Source organism: Rhodanobacter sp. G2-10 (assembly GCF_055809185.1).
The window spans coordinates 2,204,963-2,226,992 of the sequence record NZ_CM147900.1 but is presented as its reverse complement, the minus strand read 5'-3'; the positions used below and the strand labels follow the sequence as shown (position 1 = coordinate 2,226,992).

The following is a 22,030-nucleotide window of genomic DNA, read 5'->3' as shown; positions in this document are numbered from 1 at the left end:
AGTTGCCCAGAGAGACCTGGCGGGCCGTGGCCGCGGGGTGGTTTCGCGGTCGGCCCATCTGCAGTTACGGCTTACCAGGGTGGCGGAACCGGCACTCGCGCCAGGAAATCGGTCAACGAAATGCCGATGAGCATGGCCAGCCAGATGAAACCCAGTGCGGAGGCCATCCGCGTCAGGTTTCGCGCCTTGGTCTCGTGCATGAAGACCGCCATCACGAGCAGGGTCTTTGCCACGGACACGCCCATGTTGATGACGGTGTTGAACGCGCCCATCCTGATCAGCGCGGTCCCCGCGCTCAGGGCGAGCAGCGCGAGCAAGGCCACCAGGATCCACAGGTAGCGTGACACCGGTGTGACTTCTGGGGTGTGCGTCTCGGGTTTGGCGGTTCTCTTGCTCATCCGGCGCGCCCCACGAGGTAGATGACCGGGTAGACGAAGACCCACACGATGTCGACCAGATGCCAGTAAAGCGCGGCCAGTTCCGGCGTGTTGTAGTCATCCGACCCGAACGCACCCCGCGCCACCCGGATAGCGAGGGTGAAAATGAGCACCACGCCGATGATGACGTGCAGCGAATGGAAGCCGGTGATGAAATAGTACAGGCAGTAGAACAGCTCCATCGCGCGCGAATGGGGTCCGGGCTGGTCGAAGTTGAGGCCCGGCACGAGGTGCTCGGTGTACTCGCTGTAGTACTCGAAGCCGTGCATGACCAGGAATGCCACCCCCAGCGAAGCCGTGCCGACCATCAACCACGCAGCTGCACGCCGCTGGCCCAGCTTGATCGAGCGCAGCGCCAGCGCGACCAGTGAGCTGCTGGTGAGCAGCACGGCGGTTTCGATCGTGCCCAGCAACATGTCGGTATGCCGACTGGCCTCGGCGAAACCCTCCGGGTGCAGCACGCGGCAGATCGTGTAGCTGGCGAACAGCACGCCGAAGAACATGATCTCGGTGGCCAGGAACAGCCACATGCCGAGCGTGGCTGCCTCGCGCTGCTGCTCCGCGTCGCTGAATTGCTCCTCGGGTCGGGTTCCGCGTTCGTCGATGTCGATCGCGACGGCGTTCATGGCGCTGGCTCGTTGTAGGCATATGCCTCGCGCACCACGGGCATCTGCAGGAAGTTCTCCTTCGGTGGCGGCGAAGAGGTCTGCCATTCCAGCCCGCGCGCGCCCCAGGGGTTGTTGCCGGCGTGCGCTCCGTGGCGCAGCGACCACAACAGATATAGCACCGGCAGCACGTAGGACACGGCCAGGATCGAGGCTCCGGCAGAAGAAAAGATGTTGAGCACCTGGAACTGCGGAGGATACGAGTGGTAGCGGCGCGGCATGCCTTCGTAACCCAGAATGTACTGCGGAAAGAAGGTGAGGTTGAAGCCGACGAACATCAATATCGCGGAAAACTTGGCCAGGGCCTCCGAATACATTCTGCCGGTGATCTTGGGCCACCAGTAGTGGATCCCGCCCAGGTAAGCCATGACCGTGCCGCCCACCATCACGTAGTGGAAGTGCGCTATCACGAAGTAGGTGTCGGTCAGCGGCACGTCGAGGGCCGGCGCCGCCAGCACAATCCCGGTAAGGCCGCCCATCAGGAACAGCCCCACGAAGCCCAATGCGTACAGCATCGGTGCCTCGAAGGTGATGTCGCCCTTGTGCAGGGTGGCGGTCCAGTTGAACACCTTGATCGCCGACGGCACCGCCACCGTGAAACTCAGCAGCGAGAAAATCATGCTGGCGTACACCGATTGGCCGGATACGAACATGTGATGGCCCCACACCATGAACCCGATGACCGCGATGGCAACCATCGAATAGGTCATGAACTTGTAGCCGAAAATGCGTCGACGCACGAAGCAGGAGATCACCTCGCTGACCAGGCCCATCGCCGGCAGGATCATGATGTACACCGCCGGGTGTGAGTAGAACCAGAAAAGATGCTGGAACAAGAGGGGATCACCGCCCAGGGCGGGGTCGAACACGCCCACCCCGAATCCGCGCTCCAGGCCGATCAGCGCCAGGGTCATCGCCAGCACCGGCGTGGCCAGCACCATCACCAGACTCACCGTGTACATCGCCCACACGAACAATGGCAATCGCATCCAGTGCATGCCGGGCATGCGCAGGCTGTGCGTGGTCACGATGAAATTGATACCGGTGAAGATCGTGGAAAAGCCGGTGATGAACACGCCCACCACCACCAGGATCACGTTGGTGTTGGAAAACATCGTGGAGAACGGGGTATAGAACGTCCAGCCGGTATCCACTCCTCCGAGCACCAGCGCGGATACCGTGAACAATCCGCCGACCACGAACAAATACCAGCTCGCCAGGTTGAGCCGGGGAAACGCCATGTCGCGTGCACCGATCATGATTGGCAGCAGAAAGTTGCCCAGGGTGACGGGAATGGAGGGAATCAGGAAGAACCAGACCATGATCACGCCGTGGAAGGTGAAGGCCTTGTTGTAGGTTTCCGCGTCAAGCAGTCCGCTGGGTTCGACCAGATTCAGGCGGATCATGGCTGCCGCCACCCCGCCCATGACGAAGAAGATGGTTATCGTGATCGCGTAGAGGATGGCGATGCGCTTGTGGTCGCGCGTGGTCAGCCAGGAAGCGAAGCCTTCCTCCACGGAAAGAAAATTGCGCGCGACGGGCGAGGCGCGCAGGCCGGCATCAATGCTGCTCATGGGTACTCTCCGCGCCGACTGCTGGCGGCTGGCTTGCCTTGGTCGAAGTCGATTTCAGGTAGGCGATCAACGCCAGCATCTCGCTTTCGCTGATCTGGCCGTGGAAGGAGGGCATGATCGGTGCATATCCGGCCACTACTTGCGTGTCCGGCAGCATGATCGAGTCATGGATGTAACGGTCGTCCGCGACCACCGTGCTGCCGTCGGCAAGATGCACGCGACGTCCGTAGATTCCGTCGAGGTCCGGCGCATGCACCGACGCGTTGGCGCCGTGGCATCCACTGCAGCCGCGCTGGCGGAACACCGTCGCCCCGCGCGCGGCCAGGCTGTCCGGCCCGGCGTGGCGGTCCAGCCAACGCGCGTAGTCGGCCGGACGCATTACCACGATGCTGCCCCCCATCTTCGAATGGTCCAGGCCGCAATACTCGGCGCAGAGCAGATCGAAGCGTCCGAGTTTGGTGGCGGTGAACCATGCGCGCGTGTAGCGGTCAGGCAGTACGTCCTGCTTGATCCGGAAAGCCGGTACATAGAAGCTGTGGATTACGTCCTGCGAGGTCATCGTCAGCCGTACCGGCTGTCCAAGCGGCACGTGCAGCGTGTTGATCTCGCGCTGGCCGCCCGGATGCTGGATTTTCCACATCCATTGCTTGGCCACCACGTAGATCGTCTGCGATCCTTCAGGCGGCGTGTGCAGGCGCGCAAACAATACCAGGCTCCACACGAACAGGCCGATGAACATGAAGAACGGCACCAAGGTCCAGGTCAGTTCGACCCCCAGGCTCTGTGCATGGCGGTTGCTGCGGTCGGCGTTGCTGCCGCGGCGGTAGCGCACGGCGAAAATCAGCATGACCGTGAACACGCCCACCGAAACCAGGCCGCACAAGCCGATCATCAGCCACCACAGCACGTCGATGTCGGGCGCGATACTCGAGGCTTCGGGCAGCCATCCGGACAGGGCCAGCATCAGGCCACCTCCCGCCGGCGGCGGCGCACTTCGCGCCGCCGCAGCAGCACGATCACCAGGCACAGCGTGAGCGCAGTGGCGATGCCCAGCCCCTGCATGATGTGGTGGATCACCAAGCTGTAGCGTCCGGTGCTGGGGTCGTAATTGCAGCACAACAGGATGAAGTGATCGACAATGTTGCCGATCTGGCCGCGCGAGGCATCGACCAGCGCCAAGCGCAGCGTCTCGGGCGCGAATTTCACGCCGAACAGGTACTGGGTCACGCGACCGCTGGGCGACAGAAGCACGATGCCGGCGTCATGGTCGTATTGGCCATTGCGGACATCGTGGAAATAACGAAAACCGATGCTTCGCATCACGGCCTCGATGGCCTGGCGGGAGCCGGTCAGGTAGTGCCAGTTTTCTGCCGAGGCACCCCGGTGGTTTTGCGTATCTTCGCGCTGCGCCATCCGTGCGGTGTCGACCGTGTCGGACGGATTGATGCTGACCAGCACCACGTTGAACTCCCGGCCGGGCGCCAAACCGCTTTTCGCGACCGCGTGCGCCACTCCCGCGCGCACCACACTGCACAAATTCGTGCAGCTGAAGTATCCGGGCACCAGCAGGGTGGGTTTGTCCTTCACCAGGTCGCCCAGGTGCACGAGGCGTCCACTTGTTTCCCGAAACGTCGTCTGCAGCGGAATTTGCGACCCGAGCTTCTGGTCGAATCCAACCTTGTCGAGCAGCCCCGGCGGTGCGCGCAAGGTGGTGGGCGCACCGGCCCGGGCCGAGGCGACGACGCATGCCAGCATCGCGATCGCAAGCAACATGCATGTCGATGGCTTCATGGCTGCGTCTCCGGCGTGCTGGTGGCGGCAGCGGGGCCTGGCCGGTGGTCCGGGGCATGGGATCGCGTGTAGAGCTGCATGGCGCGTGCAATCGGTATTCGCGCGAAGTCGTGCGAGCTATCGAGCCACGCGTATTGCGACAGCAGAAACTTCTTCTGTGCGCGCTCCGCCGCGATGTCGGCTTGCGGATGCGGTTGCAGTTGGGGCTCGGGCGGTACCAGACCCGGCTCGTCAACCACCTGCGCATGATGTGGCAGCACCCCATGATGGAGGACCACATGAAGGATGCCGATCGCGACCAGCACGAACAACGCGATGACTCCCATGGCGACAAGTATGCGACGCGTGTTCGCGGCCGAAGGTTCGTATCCGAACGGGCTTTCAGGCATGACCAACCTCCTCGCGCGCCAGGTTTGCGGCTGGCAGTCGTTGCACGCGCAACTGGCCCAGGTACAGGCAAAGCCAAAGTCCGCCGACTCCCACCGGCGCCAGCAGGTCAGTCCAGCGCAATGCGAACCCGGCGACGCGGAAACCGGGCACCACCAGCCACAGCGCATCGACCAGGTTGGCTGCCAGGAGCATGCCGGCGATCGTGCCCAGCCATGCCCGACTTCGCTTTGCCGGTTTCGACAGCAGGACCACGAAGGGAATCAGGAAATGGAACGCGATCAGGAACCACGCCACCACGCGCCAGCTGGTCAGGGTGCGCGGGATGTACCACACATTTTCGGCCGGCAGGTCGGCGATCCAGATCGTGAGGTATTGCATGAAGACCAGGTACGACCAGCCCAACACGAACATCAGCAGCAGGTTGCCCAGATCCGGCAGAAGTTGCGAGTGTGGCGCGTCCTTCGCATCCATCCCGAGCAGGGTGGCCAGCGTCGCCAGCGCCATCGCGGCCAGCATCCAGCCAGTGGCGACCAGCATGCCGAACGTGGTCGAGTGCCAGTGCGGCAACAGCGACGACAACCAGTCCGTGCTCGCCATCAGCGTGGTGAGCGCAAACACGATCAGGCCCGGCGCCGCGATGCGCGCGAGTCGCCGGTTGTCGCGCACGCCGCGCGTGAACAACCACAGGAACAGCAGCCAAAACAGGAAGTACACCACGCTACGGATGACGAAGAATGTGGCGTCGAGATACCAGCTCTGCTTGCGCAGCAGCTCGTCATGCGCCAGCGCTTCGGCATGGGTCCATGCGTAGAGCACGTGCATGCCCAGCAGAACGGGCAGCGCCAGCAGCGCCATCAAGGGGAGGGTGCGGGCCGCTGCGAGCACCTGCGGGCGAATGAAGAAACCCCACGCGCCGCCGCTCAGCGGATGCACCATCGCCAGCGCCAGGCTACCCACCGACAACCCGGTGAAGAAAACGAAGGCGAACAGATAGGACAGCAAGGCCTGCTGCGGTGCGGCCTGTCCCAGCCACAGGCATGCCAGCAACGCCAGCACGCCCACGATCGGCGCCAGCCATTCCTTTCCGCGCGGCATCCAGGGCTTCATCGGGTGGCCTCGCCAAGCATCTGCAAGTCGCGCGGGGTCAGCTTCGACGCCGGCGCGTGCTGGCTAAGTTGCAGCGCACGGATGTAGGCGACGATGGCCCAGCGGTCGTGCGGTGATACCCGATCGGCATACGGGTACATGACGCCGTAACCATGGGTGATCACCTGGTAGAAGTGGCTGTCCGGTGCATTGCGCAGGCGTGCGGTATGGTAGCTGGGCGGTGCGGGAAACCCGCGCCGCGCGATCATCCCGTCGCCATCGCCCGCACGGCTGTGGCACGGCGCGCAATAGATGTTGAAACGGTCGTGCCCGCGCTGGAGCAAGGCAGGCGTGATCGGCAAGGGATTCGCAAAGCCCGGTGCTGCCGTCGCGCCACCTTGGGCCAGCGGCTTGCCCTGCGTGTCCACACCGCTGACCGGACCGGCAGGCGGTACCAGCGCCACGACGCCACGCTGTCCACTGCTTGCTCCCGCCCACGCGCCAGCGGAGTAGGCCACGGTGCCGCGCACCTGCGGCCTCGACGCACTGCCGTCAGGGAACAGCGAACTGGCGGTATGCGGCTTCTGCTTGGGCTGGTCATACATCTCATGCATGCCGCTCTCGCAGCCCGCCAGCAGCAACGCGAGAAGCACGGCCAAGGTCGGCGCGAGCCGGCCGGCGGGGAGCATCCACAGGCGCACGTTCACGACGCCACCTCGCTGATGGACACCGGGCCCAGTGACTCGAGGAAGGCGCGGCAGCCCAGCAAGTGGAAGCGCGGATCGTCCGCATGGATCAGCAGGAAGAAACGGTCGCTGCTGGCGCGTTCGAAGGCAGGCACGCCGAACAGCGGGTGGTGTAATCGCGGCAAACCATTGCCCAGCAGCATCGCACCCACCCCGAAGATGGCCGCCCACAGAATGGTCATTTCCAGTGCTGGCGGAATGAACGCCGGCCAGCTGAAGTTGGGGCGACCGCCCACATTGATCGGATAGTCGATCACCGCCGAATACCATTCCAGCAGGTAAGTGCCGGCGCCCCCCAGGATGCCGCCCAGCAGGGTCCAGAACGGTACATGCACGCGAGGTTTGTCCAGCGCTTCGGCCAAGCCGTCAATCGGGTACGGCGAATAGGCGTCCACGCGCGTGTACTTGCCCTCATGGCGAGAGCGCAGGGCGGCGCCGCGCAGTTGCTCCGCGTCGGTGAATTCCGCCAGCAGGCCGACCATGTGCCCTTCGCTCATGAAGACACCTCGTTACGCCGATGCGCCAGCTTGCGCAGTTCATGCATCGACAACATCGGCATCAAGCGCGAGAACGCCAGGTAGAGCGAAAGGAACAGACCCACCGAGCCGAGCAGGAAACCGATGTCCCACAAGGTCGGGTAGAACATGCCCCACGACGAGGGGACGAAGTCCTCGTACAGGCTGCTGACGATGAGCATGAAGCGTTCCAGCCACATGCCGTACAACACGCCCAGCGCGATGACGAATACCGCCACGTGATTGCGGCGGATGCGCTCGAACCACAAGAGCTGGATCTGCAGCACGTTGAATACCATCGTGCTCCAGAAGACCCATGCGTACGGCCCGAAGAAGCGGTTGAGCTCCATCGTCACCTCGTACTTGTCCATGCTGTAGAACGCGGTGAATATCTCCGACGCGTAGCTGTAGTCGACCCACAGGCCAGCTGCCAGCATCAGCTTGGCAACGTTGACGATGTGGCGGTCGTTCACGTAGGCCTGCAAACTGAACAGGCGGCGCATGGGAATGGCCAGCACCAGCACCATGGCGAAGCCGGAGAGCAGGGCGCCGGCGATGAAGAACGGCGGGAAGATCGTCGAATGCCAGCCCGGCAGCAGCCCCTCGGAGAAGTCCAGCGCCACCATCGAGTGCACCGAAAACACCAGCGGCACCGACAGGCCCGCCAGCATCAGTGTCACGCTTTCCATGCGACGCCAGTGCTGCGCCTCGCCGCGCCAACCCAGCGCGAACAAGCCGTAGAAGATCGCCCGCGCACGCGTGGCCGCGCGATCGCGCAGCGTCGCCAGGTCCGGGATCAGGCCCACGTACAGGAACAGGATCGATACCAGCAGGTAGGCAATGATCGCCCAGAAATCCCATTCCAGCGCACTGCGCCACTGCGGCCACACGTTCATCTTGTCCGGATATGGAAACAGCCAGTAGAAGAACCACGGCCGGCCCAGGTGCAGGATGGGGAAGATGCCTGACACCGCAACCGCGAACACCGTCATCGACTCGGCCAGCCGGTTGATCGAGCCGCGCCACGGCTGGCGCGTCACGTACATCGCGGCGGAGACGAAGGTGCCGCCCATGCCGATGGCGATCCACCAGACGTAGTCGGTGATCGCGAACGCCCACGCCACCGGAATATTGAGTCCCCAGATGCCCACGCCCCTGTACAGCAGCCAGATGATGCCGACCAGCAGCACACCGGACAGAAGCAGCGAGGCGGCAAAGCTGGACAACCAGCGCCAACCCAGCGGCAACTCCAGCACCACCGCGCTGATCCGTCGGCTGACGGACGCCGGAGTTTCGCCCGGTGCAATCACCGGGGGCAGGGCGGGGTGGTCGCTGCGCGTGCTCATGCCGACTCGTCCTCCAGCGCCGGATTCGGATTGCGCACCCGCGCCAGATACGTGGTGCGCGGACGCGTGCCCAGTTCGTTGAGCATCGCGTAGTTGCGCGGGGAAGCCTTGGCCCGGGCTACCCGGGACTGTTTGTCGCTGATGTCGCCGAAGCGGATCGCCTGCGCCGGGCACACCGCTTGGCACGCCGTGACCACCTCGCCGTCGCGGATGCGCCGACCTTCCTTGTCAGCCTGGACGTGCGCGTTTTCCACGCGCTGGATGCAGTAGGTGCATTTTTCCATCACGCCGCGCCGGCGCACGCTGACTTCCGGATTGCGCTGCGCCTTCAGCGATTCGGTGGTCTTGTCCGCGTATTGCAGGAAATTGAAGCGCCGTACCTTGTACGGACAATTATTGGAACAGAAGCGCGTGCCCACGCAGCGGTTGTAGACCTGCAGGTTGAGCCCTTCGCTGTCGTGGACCGTGGCGCCGACCGGGCACACCACCTCGCACGGGGCGTGTTCGCACATCATGCAAGGCACGGGCTGGGCGTAACTGCGCGGGTCGTCCGCACCACCCTCGAAATACCTGTCGACACGTATCCACTGCATCTCGCGACCGCGCTGCACCTGGTCCTTGCCGACGACAGGAATGTTGTTCTCCGCCTGGCAGGCAATCGTGCAGGCGTTGCAGCCGATGCAGGAGTTGAGATCGATGCTCATGCCCCACGCGTACTCGCCGGGCGGGTAGTCCTTGTACAGGCTCGGTGGTGGCTCGGGGTAGCGGTCTTTGGCGGTTGCAAAGGCGGGGTCGCGCAGGTAGTCGTCCAGCGCGCCCACGCGCAACAGGTCGCGGCCTTCCATGTTGAAATGATGCTGCGTACTGGCCAGCGCATGGCGCTCGCCGGTCTTGCGCAGGCGCAACCCGCTGGCATTCCATGGCGATGTCGAGGTGCGCAGCCGGTACGCGTTGAAGCCCTGGTTATCGCCGACATGGCCTGCGGCACGACGTCCGTAGCCAAGATGCAAGGTAACACTGCGCGCAGCCTGGCCCGGCATGATCCACACCGGCACCCGCAGCTTGCGGCCGCCCAGTTCCAGTTCGACCATATCGCCGTTGGCCAGCGCCTTGCGTTCGGCCAGCGCGGGACTGATCAGCGCCGCGTTGTCCCACGTGAGGAGGGTCATCGGCTTGGGCAATTCCTGCAGCCAGCCGTTGTTGGCCCAGCGCCCGTCGCCGATGGTGGGGTCAGGACGGAACAGGAGTTCCAGCGCTTCGGGATCCTGGTGGATGCTGGCCGGCCTGTCCGGGCGCGCCGGCGATGTCGGCGCAGAGCCTGTGTTGCCGGTAGATTGCGAGATCACGCCCGCCTGCAATGCCTGCTCCCATGTCTTGCGTTCCGGCAACACGTCTTGCCACTGGCGACGCACCAGTGCGTGGCCGTCGCTGAGATCATCGCCCACCAGCATGGCCAGCAACTCGTGTGCGCTGCGCCCGCCGTACAGCGGCGAAATCAGCGGTTGCGCGAGGCTCGGCGTGCCGTCGAAAGCGCGCGCGTCGCTCCACGACTCCAGCGCGTGCGCCATGGGCAGGTGCCATTCGGCGAGTCGGCCGGTCTCGTCGCGATACAGGCCCAGGTGTAGCAAGTGCGGCACCTTGGCCAGGGCTTGATCGAACGCGAAGTCGACCGGCGCGTCGTATGCCGGATTGGCGTCGAGCACCACCAGGGTGTCCACGATGCCGGACTGCATCGCCGCCACCAGGTCGCCGAGGCTGCCTTCGGGTCCGGGCGATTTCTCCACCGGGTCGAGGTAATCGATGGTGCGACCGATGTTGCCCAGCGCGCTGTTCATCGCGTGGCCAAGCGCATGCATCCATGCCGGCTGGGTGGCGCCCACCACCACCAGTGACGCCCCGAGCTGTGCCCGCAGGTCGACGACCAATGCATCAAGCCAGCGTCTTTGCTGCTTGTCCAACGGCATCGCCGATTGCGCGGTTTGTCCGCCCGCGTCAGCATCGAGTCGGCTGGCGAGCGCCTGCGCGAACCCTTGCAGCCTGGCCGACTCCAGCGCGAGGCGGTGATCGGCCATGCTGCCGGTGAGCGTCGGCGTGGATTCGATCGCGTAGAGCCGGGCCATGTGCTTGCCGGTATCCTCCGGTGAGCGAGCGGCGGCGTAGTCGCGCGCATAACGCACCCCTGCGGCCGGGTCGACGAGGAAGTCCGCGTCCAGCGCCAGCACGACGCGGGCGCGATCCAGGTGCAGGCGCGCGCTGCTGCCTAGCGCATCCGCGGGCCCCGCTGGTTCGTGTACATGCCAGCGGGCGGCGGGAAATTTCTTCAGCAGGGCATCGAGTTGCGCCGACAAGGTCGGCGAGGTCACGGTGCCGGTGAGCAGCCGGAGGCCTGCGCCGCCATCAACGTCGAGATGGTTGGCGCGCGCCATCCATGCCGCCGCGAAATCGTCCCAGGTGGCGGTGACCTTGCGGTGCATCACCGCTTGCGAACGGTCGGGGTCCCACAATTGCAAGACGGCGGCCTGGGCGAAAATGTCGGTGGCACCCAGGCTGGCGGGATGGCGGGGATTGCCTTCGATCTTGGTGGGACGTCCGGAGTTGTTCTCCACCAGCAGGCCTTGCCCGTACCCCTGACGGGTCAGCGTGGTGGCGAAAAAGCGAGGCAGGCCGCCGACCTGTCCGGGTTGGCCATGCACGAAAGGCACGATTTCGGTCTGCGGCGGCCGGCTGCACGCCGCCAGTCCGGCCAGCGCCAGCGACGCGCCCAAAAGCTTCAGGAAACCGCGTCGATCGAGCTCCAACGTCTGCGCCAACTGCGGATGCTGGTTGCGCAGCCAATGCTGGAATCCCTCGTTGTCCGACAGCTCCTCCAGCGAGCGCCAGAATACCGGGCCACGCGCATTCGCCAGCCGCTTCCGCGCGGCTTCGGCATCGAATGCAGGCCGCGGCGGACCCAGCCGGGCGGCGTCGGCGGCTTGGCGGGCGAGCTTGTCTAGCGGTGACATAGGGAGCAGTCCGTCATGCGTCGTGTGTCGATGTGGTACTCCTTCACCAGCCTCTGTCCGAGCGCCGCCTGGTCTTTCGCGTGCCAATGCAGGTTGAACACCTCGCTCTTCGGACGCAGTTGCTTCGCGGGGTCGCGGTGGCAATCCAGACACCACTGCATGGTCAGCGGCGCGGCTTGCCGGGTCAGCGGCATGGTGTCGATCTGGCCATGGCAACTGGCGCAGCCCACGCCTTTGGCAATGTGGATGCTGTGGTTGAAGTACACGAAGTCAGGCAATTTGTAGATGCGTTTCCAATGCAGCGGTACCCCGCTGCGAAATGCGCTGACCAGGGGTTGCAGGGCAGGCTGGTCGGTGTACAGCTGCGAATGGCAGGTCATGCACGTCGACAGCGCCGGGATGCCGGCGAAGGACGATGTCTCGACACTCGTGTGGCAATACACGCAGTTGATCCCGTCGTCACCCACATGATGCTTGTGGCTGAACGGCACTGGCTGTTCCAGCACATGACCGGTGGTGGGCGCAGCAACCACTGCTCGCCAGATCATCACTCCGACGAAGACGGACCCTGCGACCACCAGCAGCCACAATTGCAGATAGAAGCCGAAACGCGAATGAAATAGCTGAGCCACGGTCCCTGTCCGTGATGATTCCGCCGCATATTTATCCCGGCCGCGTGCATCGCGCGTCAAGAAACCACAACGGGGAACGGCCGACATTCGACTGCCGCCGTGCCGGATGCGGGGTATCGGCGAAAACGATCAGCAGTATGCAGTTGGTGTCACCGGTCGACGCTGCGCGCGCGTGCGGAGCTCAAATCAATGTCACCGTTGCACCGCTACGCATCGGCACGGGTCGCCTGCGACTGCCCGGCACCCGGCGTGTCACGCCGCTCGGCAATACGCTGATTCAGCGCTTCGCCTCATTGTCCTTGTCATGCTCACACATCGCATGCCCACACTTGCAGCCCGCGTCGGAATCGGAAAGGGGCGACTCGACGCGCTTTCGGCAGTACTCGCTGCAATAAGCTTCGTCGTGTGACACTTTGCAGCGACAAACTGGATGCGCGCATTGCGGATTGGTTGAGTCATTCATGGCAGCTCTCCGGCGATGGATGTGCCCGTGAATGAGAGCCCAGCGAGAGCGAAGCGCATGTGACGGGCCTCCGGGGACAGCATGAGGCATGGACCCTTGCCGTGGTGCTTGAGCCCATCAGTCCGGAAAAGCTCTCAGAACACGCTGGAGCGCTGAACAGGTCCGCCGCTCTGCCGAATGGACTTCCGAAGTCCGGCATTCTCCCGTGCTGCCCTCGTGATGCTGAAAGCCGCAAGCGCGAGGTCTCGTTTGCGGCACATCAAGCTGGACCCGCTGATACGTGCCACCGCTGCTTCGAGAAAACCGTTCCCGGAACCCGGGCGCGACCTTAAGACAATCGCGGATGGCAAACCGCCTTCGCTCGAGTATCGAAGCGCGACGCAAGATCCGCCTGGGTTCCACGCGAGTTTCATGTCACCAGGGTTAGGTTCGTTGACCCCAACGTTGTGGAGAACCCGATGGACGCCATCACCTTGCTCAAAAGCGATCATGACACCGTGGAGGCGCTGCTGGATGATCTGTCCAGCACCACCACCCGCGCCTTGAAGAAGCGCGCCGAGCTGCTCGACAAGATCCGGATCGAGTTGAAGGCGCACACCACGATCGAAGAGGAGATTTTCTATCCGGCATTCAAGGACAAGGGCGACAAGTCGGACGATGACCAGATGTACTTCGAGGCGCTGGAAGAACACCGTGCGGCAGGCGACCTGGTGTTGCCGGATCTGCTGGGAACGGCTGTCGGAAGCGAGAAGTTTTCAGGCCGCGCAAAGGTCTTGAAGGAACTCGTCAAGCACCATGCCGACGAGGAAGAGAAGGAAATGTTTCCGCGCGCCAGAAAGTTGATGAGCAAGGCGGAGCTGTCGGCGCTGGGCGAGAAGATGACGGCCCGAAAGGAGGAACTGGTCAGGAAGCTGAAGAAGGCCGACTGAGCAGACATTCGGGATCTTGCCGAGCGTGATCCGCAGGCAAGGCCAGACAGCGCTGCTTCGGTTCCCCCGAAGGGCTCGAAGCGGGCGACGCCCGGGAACATTGCCAGGCCACGCGAAGCGTGCGTCAGCAAACCGCGCAGGATGGTTTTGCGCGGCCCTTCACGTCAGGTCGGCGCGCGCCATGGGACCCGTCGATTCGCCTTGCCGCGCACGCGGAATGCCAGGCTGATTCGCGGTCCCACCGGCGTTCGCTGCTTGGGAATGGCGTGATCGTAGTGCAGCTGCGTGTCCCAGCTCATCAGCAACACGCTGCCTGCCTCCAGTTCGAGTTGAAGGACGCGGCGCGGTGGCCGTTTGGCGCGTATCGTCATGAGACGGGTGGCGCCGAGCGAGAGCAGAGCGATCGGCTGGCCGCGCACGATTTCGGACAGCTTGTCGTTGTGTGGCGCCACGCTGTCTCGTTGATCGCGGTAGAGATTGAGGCCGATGCTGTCAAACGGAGCGTTCGCCACCGCCCTCACTACGTCCAGCGCGTCACGCAGCACCGGCGGCAGCGTGGGATCGGTAATGCTGAAGGCGGCCCGCAACCTCGGCACTTCGACCTCGCGTTCGTACATCTGCCGTGTGCCGCCTTGCCAGGCGACGCCAGCATGCAGCTCACCGAACCAGCGAGTCGCGTCGTCGGCGGCAATCACGTCGGACGTGAGCGTGATGCGCCCGCTTGCGTCATCGAGCAGGCACTGCGATCCGCGGCCGAACAAGTTCAACTGGGCCATGCCGGAGCACCACCGCTCATGTGAACAAATGCAGTCGCCACGTTCAAGAATTCAGTTCCCTGGCACTGGCTTCCAGTTCCATGCGTCGGGCCCGCCAAGCCTCGGCGGTTTGTGCCTTGATGAACAGTGAGATGATCTCCGGATGTGCTTGCCGGGCCTGCCTCTCGATACGGTCGATGCAGGCTTCGATCTGGGGAGTGGTCAGCGCGTCCTCGAACTCCGCGCTCAGCGCGGCAACCACTTGGCTCGGTCCCATCTGCACCGTCAGCACACCATTGGCGCAGCGCACGCCGGCATCGGCGGCAGCGACGGCGAGGATCGCTTCGCTTACCACGGGATGGGCTGTTTCACCGATCAGAAGACCTTTGGTTTCCCGCGCCAGCAACATCGCGGACACAGCCAGCACGCCGGCAATGCCGATCGAGGCGACACCGTCCAGGACTGGCTGGTCGAGCAGTTGCGCACCGATGAGACCGGCCAGCGCGATCAACAGGCCCAGCAGCGCCGCGCTGTCTTCCAGCAACACGGTGAACGTGGTCGGGTCCTTGCTCAGGCGGAACGCCTCGAAATAGCCCAAGCGCCCCTTGCGCACACGAAATTCGCGCAGTGCCACGAACCAGGACGCTCCTTCGAAGATGAACGACACCGCCAGCACCAGGTAATTGATCAGCGATCGTTCGATTGCCTCGGGATGGCGAATATGCACGACGCCCTGGTAGAACGACACGCCCGCGCCCATCGCCAGCACCAGCAGGGCAACGATAAAGCTCCAGAAATAGAGTTCGCGACCGTGCCCGAATGGGTGGGTTCGATCCGGCGGCAAGCCGGCGCGGCGCAAACCGTACAGCAGCAGCAGTTCGTTGACCGTGTCGACCAGCGAATGCACGCCTTCGCTGATCATGGCCGAGCTGCCAGAGACTCCGGCGGCCACGAATTTGGCAATGGCGATCAACAGATTTCCGGCCAGTGCGGCGTATACCACTTTGTGCGACGCGGACGCAGGCATCGGTCAATCCTTCACGTACAGTTTCTGGCAGCGCGGGCAGAAGAAGCTGCGCCGGTGGGTCCTGCCCAGGTGCGCGCGTTGCAGCGGAATATCGTGGCGCGGGCAGCGGCCCCGGTTGTGCACAAGCCAGTGCCTGGCCAACACATGGGCTTTTCGCCACGCCAGGAATTCGAACGCGTAGACACGCGCCTGCGCCACCAACTCGCGCAGCTTGTACGGCGACAGCGCACCGATTGTCGATAGTGGATGAATGCGGGTCCGGAACAACACCTCGTTCTTGATGATGTTCCCTACGCCGGCGAACACACCCTGGTCGAGCAGCGCGTCGCAAACGAGCGAGTCCGGCATGCGGCGCAGCTTTGCGAGTGCCAGCCTCGGCTCCCAGCGATCCGACATCACATCTCCGCGCCAGTCGTACAGGACATCGAGGTTACCCTCGAGCAGTCGCACCGAACAGTTGTAGAAGTTCAATTCGCCAGCGTCGAAACCGAGATGGAGCCGCGGCGTGATTCCCCGCGCCTCGTCGATACGGTAGCTGCCGAACATCAGCAGGTGGATGCGGATGGCCAGTTCATCCGGGAGCTCGATGAGAAATTGCTTGCCAAAGCTGCGTAATGCCAACAGACGCTGGCCGAATAGTCGTCGCATGTCGATTCTCGCATTGCCTTCGGCGTGAAGGATGGTGCGTCCGGCAAACGAAGCGGTTGCTTCGCGCAGGATGACGATGGAAGGGCCTTCCGGCATCGATGGTTTCCATGCAGCGACGGTTAGCTATTTTGCAATGCAGGACGACGACAAGGAGTGAAGCGGATCAGCTTGCGACCAGGTCGAGCCGTTCGATCAGGTCGAGGCCGTTCTCAGCGGCGTGGCCCCTGGCCGTGTTGTCGAAGATGCACCAACGCTGGACATCGTGGGCGGGGCGCGTCAGTCGGCGCGCGAGGCATCGCAGCGCGGCGTCGGGATAGGCGTCATGGTAAACGCGTGGAGAACCATGCAGACGGAAGTATTCGACACCGCGCGCGCCGGCCGGAACAGCTGCGCGCGGACAACATGCCGGGTCGGCGGCTACCCGCGTGATACCGCGTTCACGCAGCGCGCGCCCCACCGCCGCGCAAAACCAGGACGGATGGCGCGGTTCGCAGACCACCTTGCCCGGGTGCAGCTGTGCCAGCTTGTCAAAAAATGTCAGTGCTCGCGTGGGTGCATAGGCCAGACTGGGCGGTAGTTGCAGCAAGAGGCATCCCAGTTTCGCCTGCAGCTCCTCGACCTGATCCAGAAACCGCGGCAGCAGCTGGTCATCGGGGCAAAGGCGGGCGTCGTGGCTGATCGCACGCGGCATCTTCACGGCGAAGCGGAATTCGGGCGGCACGCTGGCGGCCCAGCGCCGCCACGTGGCCGCCCGGTGCGGGCGGTAGAAGGAGGAGTTGACCTCGACGCAATTGAACCGCCCGGCGTAGCGCTCCAGATGATTGTTTCCAGCGGGGAAGCGCGAGGTTACCGCAGCGGGAATGGACCAGCCCGCGCAACCTACGAACACGGATCCGCGCAAGACTTTCGGAGTCATGGGCAACCTGATCGGGCCACGGAACTCCATGCAGAATGGCGACGTCGTGGTGAGACAGTCGTGAACCTGGTCACCGGAGCCCGTGTCACGCAACTGATCGAACGGCCGCGAATCTTGACGGAATCCTCATCGTCATTTCACCCGGCGCACCGCACGCTTTCCCCCGACCACCCCAGTTGGAGAAATCCTATGTCCGCCCACGACCGCAAAGATTCCGCGCATCCGGATCGCAAAGACGACGTCGCCCCACAGGAGACCCCGGAGAAGCGCCATCAACGCAAGGAGAAGGAGAGCGAAAACCAGGACGAGGCGCTGGAAGAGACTTTCCCGGCGAGTGATCCGGTTTCGCCGTTCATTCCGGCCAAGGTTCCGGAAGCCGACTAGACGATCGCGTCGAGCCGGTCGCACGCACGACTCTCGTTAGAAGGGGCGACAGTGTCAGGGCTGAAGCTTGCTGCGAAGTTTGACCGCGTCGAAGGGAGCCTTCACCTTGACGTCGTTGTCGAAATAGCAGTAGATGTCACGCGATTTGCGAGGCGGCGGCCGGTGGCGGCTGGCGCGACGGACGTTGCTTCGCGGTTGCATGCCGCGCGCCCAGAGCCGGATCCGTTGCGCCCAGTCGCCGAGCGCCTGATCAGTGTAGCCACTCGCGTAGAGTTGCCTGTCGCCGTGCAGCCGCATGTAGACAAAGCCGGCCGTGATGTCGTGCATTTGCGGCCACCGGGACGCGGCGTCCGAGATGACCAGCGCGACTCCGTGTCGGCGCAGGAGACTGACGAACTCGGGATTCTGGAAACTTTCGTGACGGATCTCGACGGCGTGCCGAAGCCTGCGGTTTCGCCCTGACGCGAGGTCACCGACACGTTTGAGGTGATCGTCGTGGGCGCCGGCCATGGCGAATGCAGCCGCGCTGTTCTTGGGCAGGGAACTCAGGAACGCCTCGAACAACCCCTGGTCGTATTTCAGGGATGGAGGAAATTGCCACAGGATCGGGCCGAGCTTCCGGCGCAGCTCGAGTACGCCCGATGCGAGGAAATTGGCCAGCGGCTTTTCGACGTCGCGCAGGCGTCGGATGTGGGTAATGAAGCGCGGTGCCTTCACAGCAAAGACAAAGTCGCTCGGTGTATCGCGATACCACTGGCGCCAGCTTTCGGGGCGTTGCAGTGAATAGAACGAACCGTTGATCTCGATGCCGTTGAGCTGACGCGATGCGTAATGCAATTCCAGCCGTTGCGGCAGGTCCTGGGGGTAGAACTTGCCGCGCCACGGCGGATAGCGCCAGCCAGAGATGCCAATGCGCAATTTGGCCATGCATTCACCACATCTGCCGATCGGTCGCGCTCGACCCTACCGACCTGGTTGTCGCCTGAAGATGAAGGATGGCGCCGGCGACGACCGGGGCCACGGTCGAAGGCGCGGACGCGTTCTGCGCGGGGGCCCTTCAATCGGCAGGTTCGGCCTGGCGTTCCGGCTTCGGCGGTTCGCCGCGCGCGACCGACAGGGCATGCGTGAGCTCCGCCCCCACCAGCACGATTATCGATGCGTAGTACACCCAGGTGAGCAGCACCACCAACGCGCCAGCGGGCCCGTAGGCACCTCCCACGCTGGCATGCTGGAAATGCAGGTCGATCGCGTACCTGCCCCCCATGAACAACGCAGTGGTCAGCAACGCGCCGCGCCAGGCATCCTTCCACGCGATCTGCGCATCCGGCAGTACCCGATACATCGTGCCGAACGCGATGACAAATACCACCGCCGTGATGGTCCTCTCGACGGCGCTCCAGATCCACGAGTCGGCCGGTACGAAGATTCCGATCAGTGTACTCACCACGAACGACACGATCAGCAAGAACGTGACGCCGATCAGCAGGGCGATGGCGCGTGCGCGGGCCCACAGCCACGCCGTGACCGCCTTGCCCGGCTTGGCTTCGACATCCCAGATGACGTTGAGCGCGTGCTGCAACTGGGCGAAGACGACCGACGCGCTGAAAACCGTGATCAGCAAACCCGCGACACCCGCAACGTTGCCGGCCGTTGGCGTCGATTTTGCGTTGTCCACTACCAGGTTGATTGCACCAGCAGCCTTCTCGCCCAGTACCCGGGCCAGTCCGTCGGTCAATTGCTGCTGCCACTCCGGCCGTAGCGCCGCCAAGAGCCACAGCATCAACACGATCAGCGGCGCAAACGACAAGGCAGAATAGAAAGCGATGGCAGCGGCGCGGGTCAGTAGTGCATCGTCGCCCACGCCGCTGATCGCCTTGCGGACTGCAACGGCAATTTGCGGCACTTGCATGGACTTTCCTCGGTGATCAATCGCCCCATCAGATCGAATCCATCGTGAACACAACGTCCGCGGACATCAGAGAGCCGGGACCGCCCCGGGTTCTTCTTGAGCACGCTGAACGTTCCGTTTCCTTGCAGATGCATCGCCCCGACTTCGGCGAGCCTGGTCACTTCGGACGAGCGCCGCTTGCCTCTGAATTCCTTCTCGGCGATGTGTTCGCGGCGCATGCTTCTTGTTTGCACGTCCGTCGCCCGTCATCGGTACCGGTGGCGCGTCGGTCAATCGGAAGACCAAGGCAAGCGATAGGTAGTCAAGCAGGTAATTCCAGCACACCAGCGTTGCGCTCAGGGCTCCGGCAATATCCCGGATCGCGTGTCGCCGGCATGAGGAATGTTCGAGCTTTGAGCCGAGATTCTCACGCGCCGGGTGGCGGACTCGTGAACAGCCGCGGTTCGCGGTGCGTTCGTTTCCCGTACACCACCGTTTGGCCCTCCCGGCTGCCGGGCACCTCCTGACACGACGATGTCGTAGCGGGTTGCGCTGGTCTGCCGGGGCAGCGGGGGTGCCGGGGCGCGGATTCTACAGCGTCGGCGGATAGGGATGTTGTTTCAGGAGTTTCGCCAGATGCGCAGCATTGCCTGCCAGTGTCTTGATCGTGTCTGCCAGCGGTTTGGGTGTTCGCTCAAGGTCGATATAATTGACGTCACTCATGGCTTCACCGACCCAGTATGCAGAGCTGCCTGCCGGTATGGTGAAGCCAACGTCGGCAAGCCCCTGATAGAGCTCGGCGGTGACATGATGCGCGCCGTCCTCGTTGCCGACCACGGCGACGATCGCCACGCGGCCAAAGGTCGGGTAGCGTCCCTGCTTGTCGATTTCGCCGAGAAACGCATCCATTCGCTCCAGTATCCGCTGCGCCAGACTCGACGCGTGCCCCATCCAGATCGGGGTGGCGAGCACGAGGATATCGGCATTCAGGATGCTTTCGCGCAGCGCCGGCCACTGGTCACCCTTGCCCTCGTCGGCCTTCACCCCCGGCTTGATTTCGTGATCGACTGCCCGTGTGCTCGAGGTCTCGATATCGTGCTTGTGCAAGGCGCGCAAAAGTTGGTCCAGAAGCTTCTGGGTGGACGACTTCTGTTCACCCGGCTTCAGCGTGCAATTGACGCCGAATGCTTTCAGGCGAAGGTTCCCGGTTGCCGCATGCTTGCTCATGTGGATCCTCCGAAGAATTGTCCATCGTCGCTTCTTCGCCGTCATGGTCAGATGAAACATGGGCAGCACGGTTATCGGGCAGGGCGACCGGACACCGGTTGCCCCCACCGGCTGCGCCATCGTGCGCCTGTTCGTCGAGCTTGCCGGTGCCGAGCAGCCCTGTTTCTATTGCCACTGAAAGCGGATCGACGCCACTGCCTGTGGCGGCATCTCGACCTCGATCACCGTTTGGCCATCCTTTTCGCTGGCCTTGATCGCCTCGGTCTTCAATTCTGATACTTCCTGTAGTTCGGCCACTTTGGCGGCATCGAGGTATTCCGGCTTGCCCATCTGCTCCCAGCGACGCTTCGCGTTGGCGTGTTCCAGGTCGATGCGCTGGATGGTGGCGGAGGTCACCGTTTTCGCCCCCTTGATCGTGAACGTCACTGTTTCGGTGGCGATCGGATGACGGGGCAGGGCGAAGTTGTTCAGGATGACGGTGGCGTTGTTCCCGTCGCGCACCAGCCACGCATCCACGGTTTCATGGGTGCCTTCGACCGGCATCGACTCGGTACCCAGCGCGTGCAGTATTTCGTAGGTGCGATAGGCCGGTTTGGCGATGCCGTGGATGTTCATCAGCCCGAAGCCGCCCTGGAACGGTACCGACGGAAAATAGTTTTCCTCGAAGATGTCGGAGAACGTCCAGTAGCTGTAGCCCTGCACCAGGCCATTCTGTTCAAGCACGGTTTTCATGATGAATGCGGCGGCATAGGGATCGTCGTGCATGAAGTCGCGCGGATTGGACGAGGTGCACCACTCGGTGTAGTAGACCGGCAGGTCGCCAGCCTGCTTGCGTACTTCGCGTGCCTCGTCACGCAGCGCGCTGCGTTTGCTTGCGGCCAGTTGGGCTTCGGTGTCGTCACCGGGCTTGCCGAAGTCGTCGGTGGGGTAGTGGTGCGTGCTTATGAAGTCCACCGGCAGGTCGTTGTTCTTGCAGAACGCCAGAAAATCTTCCACCCAGGCGTTGTCCGCCGTAGCCGGGCCGCCGACCTTGAGCTGGTCGTCGATGTTCTTGATCGCCTCGACGGTATAGCGATAAAGGGGAAAGTAGTCTTCCTGCTTGCCGCTGCCAAAGGCAGTGAGGTTCGGTTCGTTCCAGACTTCGAAGAACCACCGGCGCACTTCGTCCACGCCGTAGCGCTCGACCCAGTGGGTGACGAGCTTTTCGATGAGCACGGACCATTGCGACAGATCCCGTGGCGGACTCACGTTGGCGCGATAGTGGAACTGCAGCTGTCCGGACGACGACAGGCACGACGGCATGAAGCTCAGTTCGACGAAGGGCTTCATGCCGATCGAGAGCAGGAAGTCGATGATCTGATCGGCGTTGAAGAACGAGTAGATGAACTTGCCGCCCTGTTCGATCAGGGTCCCCATGTCGTCGCACAGGATGCCGTGGAAGCGTACGTGACGCATGCCCAGTTCATCGTGTGCACGCTTCAGTTGCGCCTGCCAGTCGGCGCGCAGCGCCAGGGTGGCGTGGCCGCTGCCGACGGTGTGTTCCCAGAAATGGGGAAGATCAGTGACCTGACCGGCGAGATTGCCGCTGAAGCTTGCAGCCATGGTGAGG

22 protein-coding genes are annotated in these 22,030 nt (G+C 63.4%); 2 read left to right on the top strand and 20 right to left on the bottom strand.

Annotation, left to right across the window (positions count from 1 at the left end; translation table 11 throughout):
* Nucleotides 1–71 precede the first annotated feature (71 nt).
* From AC0L58_RS10185 to AC0L58_RS10130, 12 genes are read right to left on the bottom strand one after another with little or no spacing between them, the layout of a single operon-like run.
* A complete protein-coding gene (locus AC0L58_RS10185) occupies nt 72–398 on the bottom strand; it encodes a cytochrome C oxidase subunit IV family protein (RefSeq protein ID WP_473683011.1) in 327 nt (108 codons plus the stop codon).
* The gene (locus tag AC0L58_RS10180) at nt 395–1,063 is read right to left on the bottom strand and encodes a cytochrome c oxidase subunit 3 family protein (RefSeq protein WP_473683009.1); all 669 of its coding nucleotides are present in this window, start codon (nt 1,061–1,063) and stop codon (nt 395–397) included. Before AC0L58_RS10180 ends, AC0L58_RS10185 begins: the two co-directional genes overlap by 4 nt.
* A complete protein-coding gene (gene ctaD, locus AC0L58_RS10175; protein ID WP_473683007.1) occupies nt 1,060–2,676 on the bottom strand; it encodes a cytochrome c oxidase subunit I in 1,617 nt (538 codons plus the stop codon). The genes AC0L58_RS10180 and ctaD overlap by 4 nt, the downstream gene beginning before the upstream one ends.
* Nucleotides 2,663–3,640 carry a cytochrome c oxidase subunit II gene (gene coxB / locus AC0L58_RS10170; RefSeq protein ID WP_473683005.1) on the bottom strand — a complete coding sequence of 326 codons (978 nt, stop codon included), beginning with the start codon at nt 3,638–3,640 and terminating at the stop codon, nt 2,663–2,665. The genes ctaD and coxB overlap by 14 nt, the downstream gene beginning before the upstream one ends.
* Complete coding sequence (locus AC0L58_RS10165; RefSeq protein ID WP_473683003.1) at nt 3,640–4,467, bottom strand: SCO family protein; 828 nt, start codon at nt 4,465–4,467, stop codon at nt 3,640–3,642. The genes coxB and AC0L58_RS10165 overlap by 1 nt, the downstream gene beginning before the upstream one ends.
* Nucleotides 4,464–4,856 (bottom strand): hypothetical protein, encoded by a 393-nt coding sequence (locus AC0L58_RS10160; RefSeq protein WP_473683001.1) that lies wholly within the window; start codon nt 4,854–4,856, stop codon nt 4,464–4,466. The genes AC0L58_RS10165 and AC0L58_RS10160 overlap by 4 nt, the downstream gene beginning before the upstream one ends.
* Nucleotides 4,849–5,964: a hypothetical protein gene (locus AC0L58_RS10155; RefSeq protein ID WP_473683000.1), complete on the bottom strand. Its 1,116-nt coding sequence runs from the start codon at nt 5,962–5,964 to the stop codon at nt 4,849–4,851. The genes AC0L58_RS10160 and AC0L58_RS10155 overlap by 8 nt, the downstream gene beginning before the upstream one ends.
* Nucleotides 5,961–6,650, bottom strand: a complete 690-nt coding sequence (locus tag AC0L58_RS10150; RefSeq protein ID WP_473682998.1) for a c-type cytochrome — start codon at nt 6,648–6,650, stop codon at nt 5,961–5,963. The genes AC0L58_RS10155 and AC0L58_RS10150 overlap by 4 nt, the downstream gene beginning before the upstream one ends.
* Nucleotides 6,647–7,186, bottom strand: a complete 540-nt coding sequence (locus AC0L58_RS10145) for a DUF3341 domain-containing protein (protein ID WP_473682996.1) — start codon at nt 7,184–7,186, stop codon at nt 6,647–6,649. The genes AC0L58_RS10150 and AC0L58_RS10145 overlap by 4 nt, the downstream gene beginning before the upstream one ends.
* Nucleotides 7,183–8,550 carry an NrfD/PsrC family molybdoenzyme membrane anchor subunit gene (nrfD, locus tag AC0L58_RS10140; protein WP_473682994.1) on the bottom strand — a complete coding sequence of 456 codons (1,368 nt, stop codon included), beginning with the start codon at nt 8,548–8,550 and terminating at the stop codon, nt 7,183–7,185. The genes AC0L58_RS10145 and nrfD overlap by 4 nt, the downstream gene beginning before the upstream one ends.
* Nucleotides 8,547–11,552 (bottom strand): TAT-variant-translocated molybdopterin oxidoreductase, encoded by a 3,006-nt coding sequence (locus tag AC0L58_RS10135; RefSeq protein ID WP_473682992.1) that lies wholly within the window; start codon nt 11,550–11,552, stop codon nt 8,547–8,549. Before AC0L58_RS10135 ends, nrfD begins: the two co-directional genes overlap by 4 nt.
* Complete coding sequence (locus AC0L58_RS10130; protein ID WP_473682990.1) at nt 11,540–12,184, bottom strand: cytochrome c3 family protein; 645 nt, start codon at nt 12,182–12,184, stop codon at nt 11,540–11,542. Before AC0L58_RS10130 ends, AC0L58_RS10135 begins: the two co-directional genes overlap by 13 nt.
* 921 nt (nt 12,185–13,105) lie before the next feature.
* Between AC0L58_RS10130 and AC0L58_RS10125 the strand changes: the two genes are divergently transcribed.
* Nucleotides 13,106–13,576: a hemerythrin domain-containing protein gene (locus tag AC0L58_RS10125; RefSeq protein ID WP_473682988.1), complete on the top strand. Its 471-nt coding sequence runs from the start codon at nt 13,106–13,108 to the stop codon at nt 13,574–13,576.
* Nucleotides 13,577–13,740: 164 nt separating this feature from the next.
* On the opposite strand, the gene AC0L58_RS10120 is transcribed toward AC0L58_RS10125, so the two are convergent.
* The 4 genes from AC0L58_RS10120 to AC0L58_RS10105 form a co-directional block, all read right to left on the bottom strand.
* Nucleotides 13,741–14,352 carry an alpha-ketoglutarate-dependent dioxygenase AlkB gene (locus AC0L58_RS10120; protein ID WP_473682986.1) on the bottom strand — a complete coding sequence of 204 codons (612 nt, stop codon included), beginning with the start codon at nt 14,350–14,352 and terminating at the stop codon, nt 13,741–13,743.
* 43 nt (nt 14,353–14,395) lie between these two features.
* Nucleotides 14,396–15,358, bottom strand: a complete 963-nt coding sequence (locus tag AC0L58_RS10115; RefSeq protein WP_473682984.1) for a cation diffusion facilitator family transporter — start codon at nt 15,356–15,358, stop codon at nt 14,396–14,398.
* A gap of 3 nt (nt 15,359–15,361) precedes the next feature.
* A complete protein-coding gene (locus tag AC0L58_RS10110) occupies nt 15,362–16,102 on the bottom strand; it encodes a DNA-formamidopyrimidine glycosylase family protein (protein WP_473682982.1) in 741 nt (246 codons plus the stop codon).
* Nucleotides 16,103–16,169: 67 nt separating this feature from the next.
* Nucleotides 16,170–16,928, bottom strand: coding sequence for a DUF72 domain-containing protein (locus AC0L58_RS10105; RefSeq protein ID WP_473688688.1), 759 nt, complete (start codon nt 16,926–16,928; stop codon nt 16,170–16,172).
* Between the two features lie 54 nt (nt 16,929–16,982).
* On the opposite strand from AC0L58_RS10105, the gene AC0L58_RS10100 reads away from it, so the two are divergent.
* Nucleotides 16,983–17,306 (top strand): hypothetical protein, encoded by a 324-nt coding sequence (locus AC0L58_RS10100; protein WP_473682981.1) that lies wholly within the window; start codon nt 16,983–16,985, stop codon nt 17,304–17,306.
* A 54-nt stretch (nt 17,307–17,360) separates the two neighbouring features.
* Here AC0L58_RS10100 and AC0L58_RS10095 read toward each other — a convergent pair whose 3' ends face one another.
* The 4 genes from AC0L58_RS10095 to AC0L58_RS10080 all read right to left on the bottom strand — a co-directional run bounded on the left by AC0L58_RS10095 (nt 17,361) and on the right by AC0L58_RS10080 (nt 22,023).
* Nucleotides 17,361–18,233 (bottom strand): DUF72 domain-containing protein, encoded by an 873-nt coding sequence (locus AC0L58_RS10095; RefSeq protein ID WP_473682980.1) that lies wholly within the window; start codon nt 18,231–18,233, stop codon nt 17,361–17,363.
* Nucleotides 18,234–18,363: 130 nt separating this feature from the next.
* Nucleotides 18,364–19,215 carry a YihY/virulence factor BrkB family protein gene (locus tag AC0L58_RS10090; RefSeq protein ID WP_473682978.1) on the bottom strand — a complete coding sequence of 284 codons (852 nt, stop codon included), beginning with the start codon at nt 19,213–19,215 and terminating at the stop codon, nt 18,364–18,366.
* Nucleotides 19,216–19,785: 570 nt separating this feature from the next.
* A complete protein-coding gene (locus AC0L58_RS10085; RefSeq protein WP_473682976.1) occupies nt 19,786–20,541 on the bottom strand; it encodes a flavodoxin family protein in 756 nt (251 codons plus the stop codon).
* Nucleotides 20,542–20,586: 45 nt separating this feature from the next.
* A complete protein-coding gene (locus AC0L58_RS10080; protein ID WP_473682974.1) occupies nt 20,587–22,023 on the bottom strand; it encodes a GH39 family glycosyl hydrolase in 1,437 nt (478 codons plus the stop codon).
* Nucleotides 22,024–22,030: the final 7 nt, after the last annotated feature.

What these genes read in the sequence shown, in the direction of transcription:
- AC0L58_RS10185 (WP_473683011.1), bottom strand. Translation starts at nt 398, where the DNA reads ATGAGCAAGAGAACCGCCAAACCCGAGACGCACACCCCAGAAGTCACA.
- AC0L58_RS10180 (WP_473683009.1), bottom strand. Translation starts at nt 1,063, where the DNA reads ATGAACGCCGTCGCGATCGACATCGACGAACGCGGAACCCGACCCGAG.
- ctaD (WP_473683007.1), bottom strand. Translation starts at nt 2,676, where the DNA reads ATGAGCAGCATTGATGCCGGCCTGCGCGCCTCGCCCGTCGCGCGCAAT.
- coxB (WP_473683005.1), bottom strand. Translation starts at nt 3,640, where the DNA reads ATGCTGGCCCTGTCCGGATGGCTGCCCGAAGCCTCGAGTATCGCGCCC.
- AC0L58_RS10165 (WP_473683003.1), bottom strand. Translation starts at nt 4,467, where the DNA reads ATGAAGCCATCGACATGCATGTTGCTTGCGATCGCGATGCTGGCATGC.
- AC0L58_RS10160 (WP_473683001.1), bottom strand. Translation starts at nt 4,856, where the DNA reads ATGCCTGAAAGCCCGTTCGGATACGAACCTTCGGCCGCGAACACGCGT.
- AC0L58_RS10155 (WP_473683000.1), bottom strand. Translation starts at nt 5,964, where the DNA reads ATGAAGCCCTGGATGCCGCGCGGAAAGGAATGGCTGGCGCCGATCGTG.
- AC0L58_RS10145 (WP_473682996.1), bottom strand. Translation starts at nt 7,186, where the DNA reads ATGAGCGAAGGGCACATGGTCGGCCTGCTGGCGGAATTCACCGACGCG.
- nrfD (WP_473682994.1), bottom strand. Translation starts at nt 8,550, where the DNA reads ATGAGCACGCGCAGCGACCACCCCGCCCTGCCCCCGGTGATTGCACCG.
- AC0L58_RS10135 (WP_473682992.1), bottom strand. Translation starts at nt 11,552, where the DNA reads ATGTCACCGCTAGACAAGCTCGCCCGCCAAGCCGCCGACGCCGCCCGG.
- AC0L58_RS10125 (WP_473682988.1), top strand. Translation starts at nt 13,106, where the DNA reads ATGGACGCCATCACCTTGCTCAAAAGCGATCATGACACCGTGGAGGCG.
- AC0L58_RS10120 (WP_473682986.1), bottom strand. Translation starts at nt 14,352, where the DNA reads ATGGCCCAGTTGAACTTGTTCGGCCGCGGATCGCAGTGCCTGCTCGAT.
- AC0L58_RS10115 (WP_473682984.1), bottom strand. Translation starts at nt 15,358, where the DNA reads ATGCCTGCGTCCGCGTCGCACAAAGTGGTATACGCCGCACTGGCCGGA.
- AC0L58_RS10110 (WP_473682982.1), bottom strand. Translation starts at nt 16,102, where the DNA reads ATGCCGGAAGGCCCTTCCATCGTCATCCTGCGCGAAGCAACCGCTTCG.
- AC0L58_RS10095 (WP_473682980.1), bottom strand. Translation starts at nt 18,233, where the DNA reads ATGGCCAAATTGCGCATTGGCATCTCTGGCTGGCGCTATCCGCCGTGG.
- AC0L58_RS10090 (WP_473682978.1), bottom strand. Translation starts at nt 19,215, where the DNA reads ATGCAAGTGCCGCAAATTGCCGTTGCAGTCCGCAAGGCGATCAGCGGC.
- AC0L58_RS10085 (WP_473682976.1), bottom strand. Translation starts at nt 20,541, where the DNA reads ATGGCGCAGCCGGTGGGGGCAACCGGTGTCCGGTCGCCCTGCCCGATA.
- AC0L58_RS10080 (WP_473682974.1), bottom strand. Translation starts at nt 22,023, where the DNA reads ATGGCTGCAAGCTTCAGCGGCAATCTCGCCGGTCAGGTCACTGATCTT.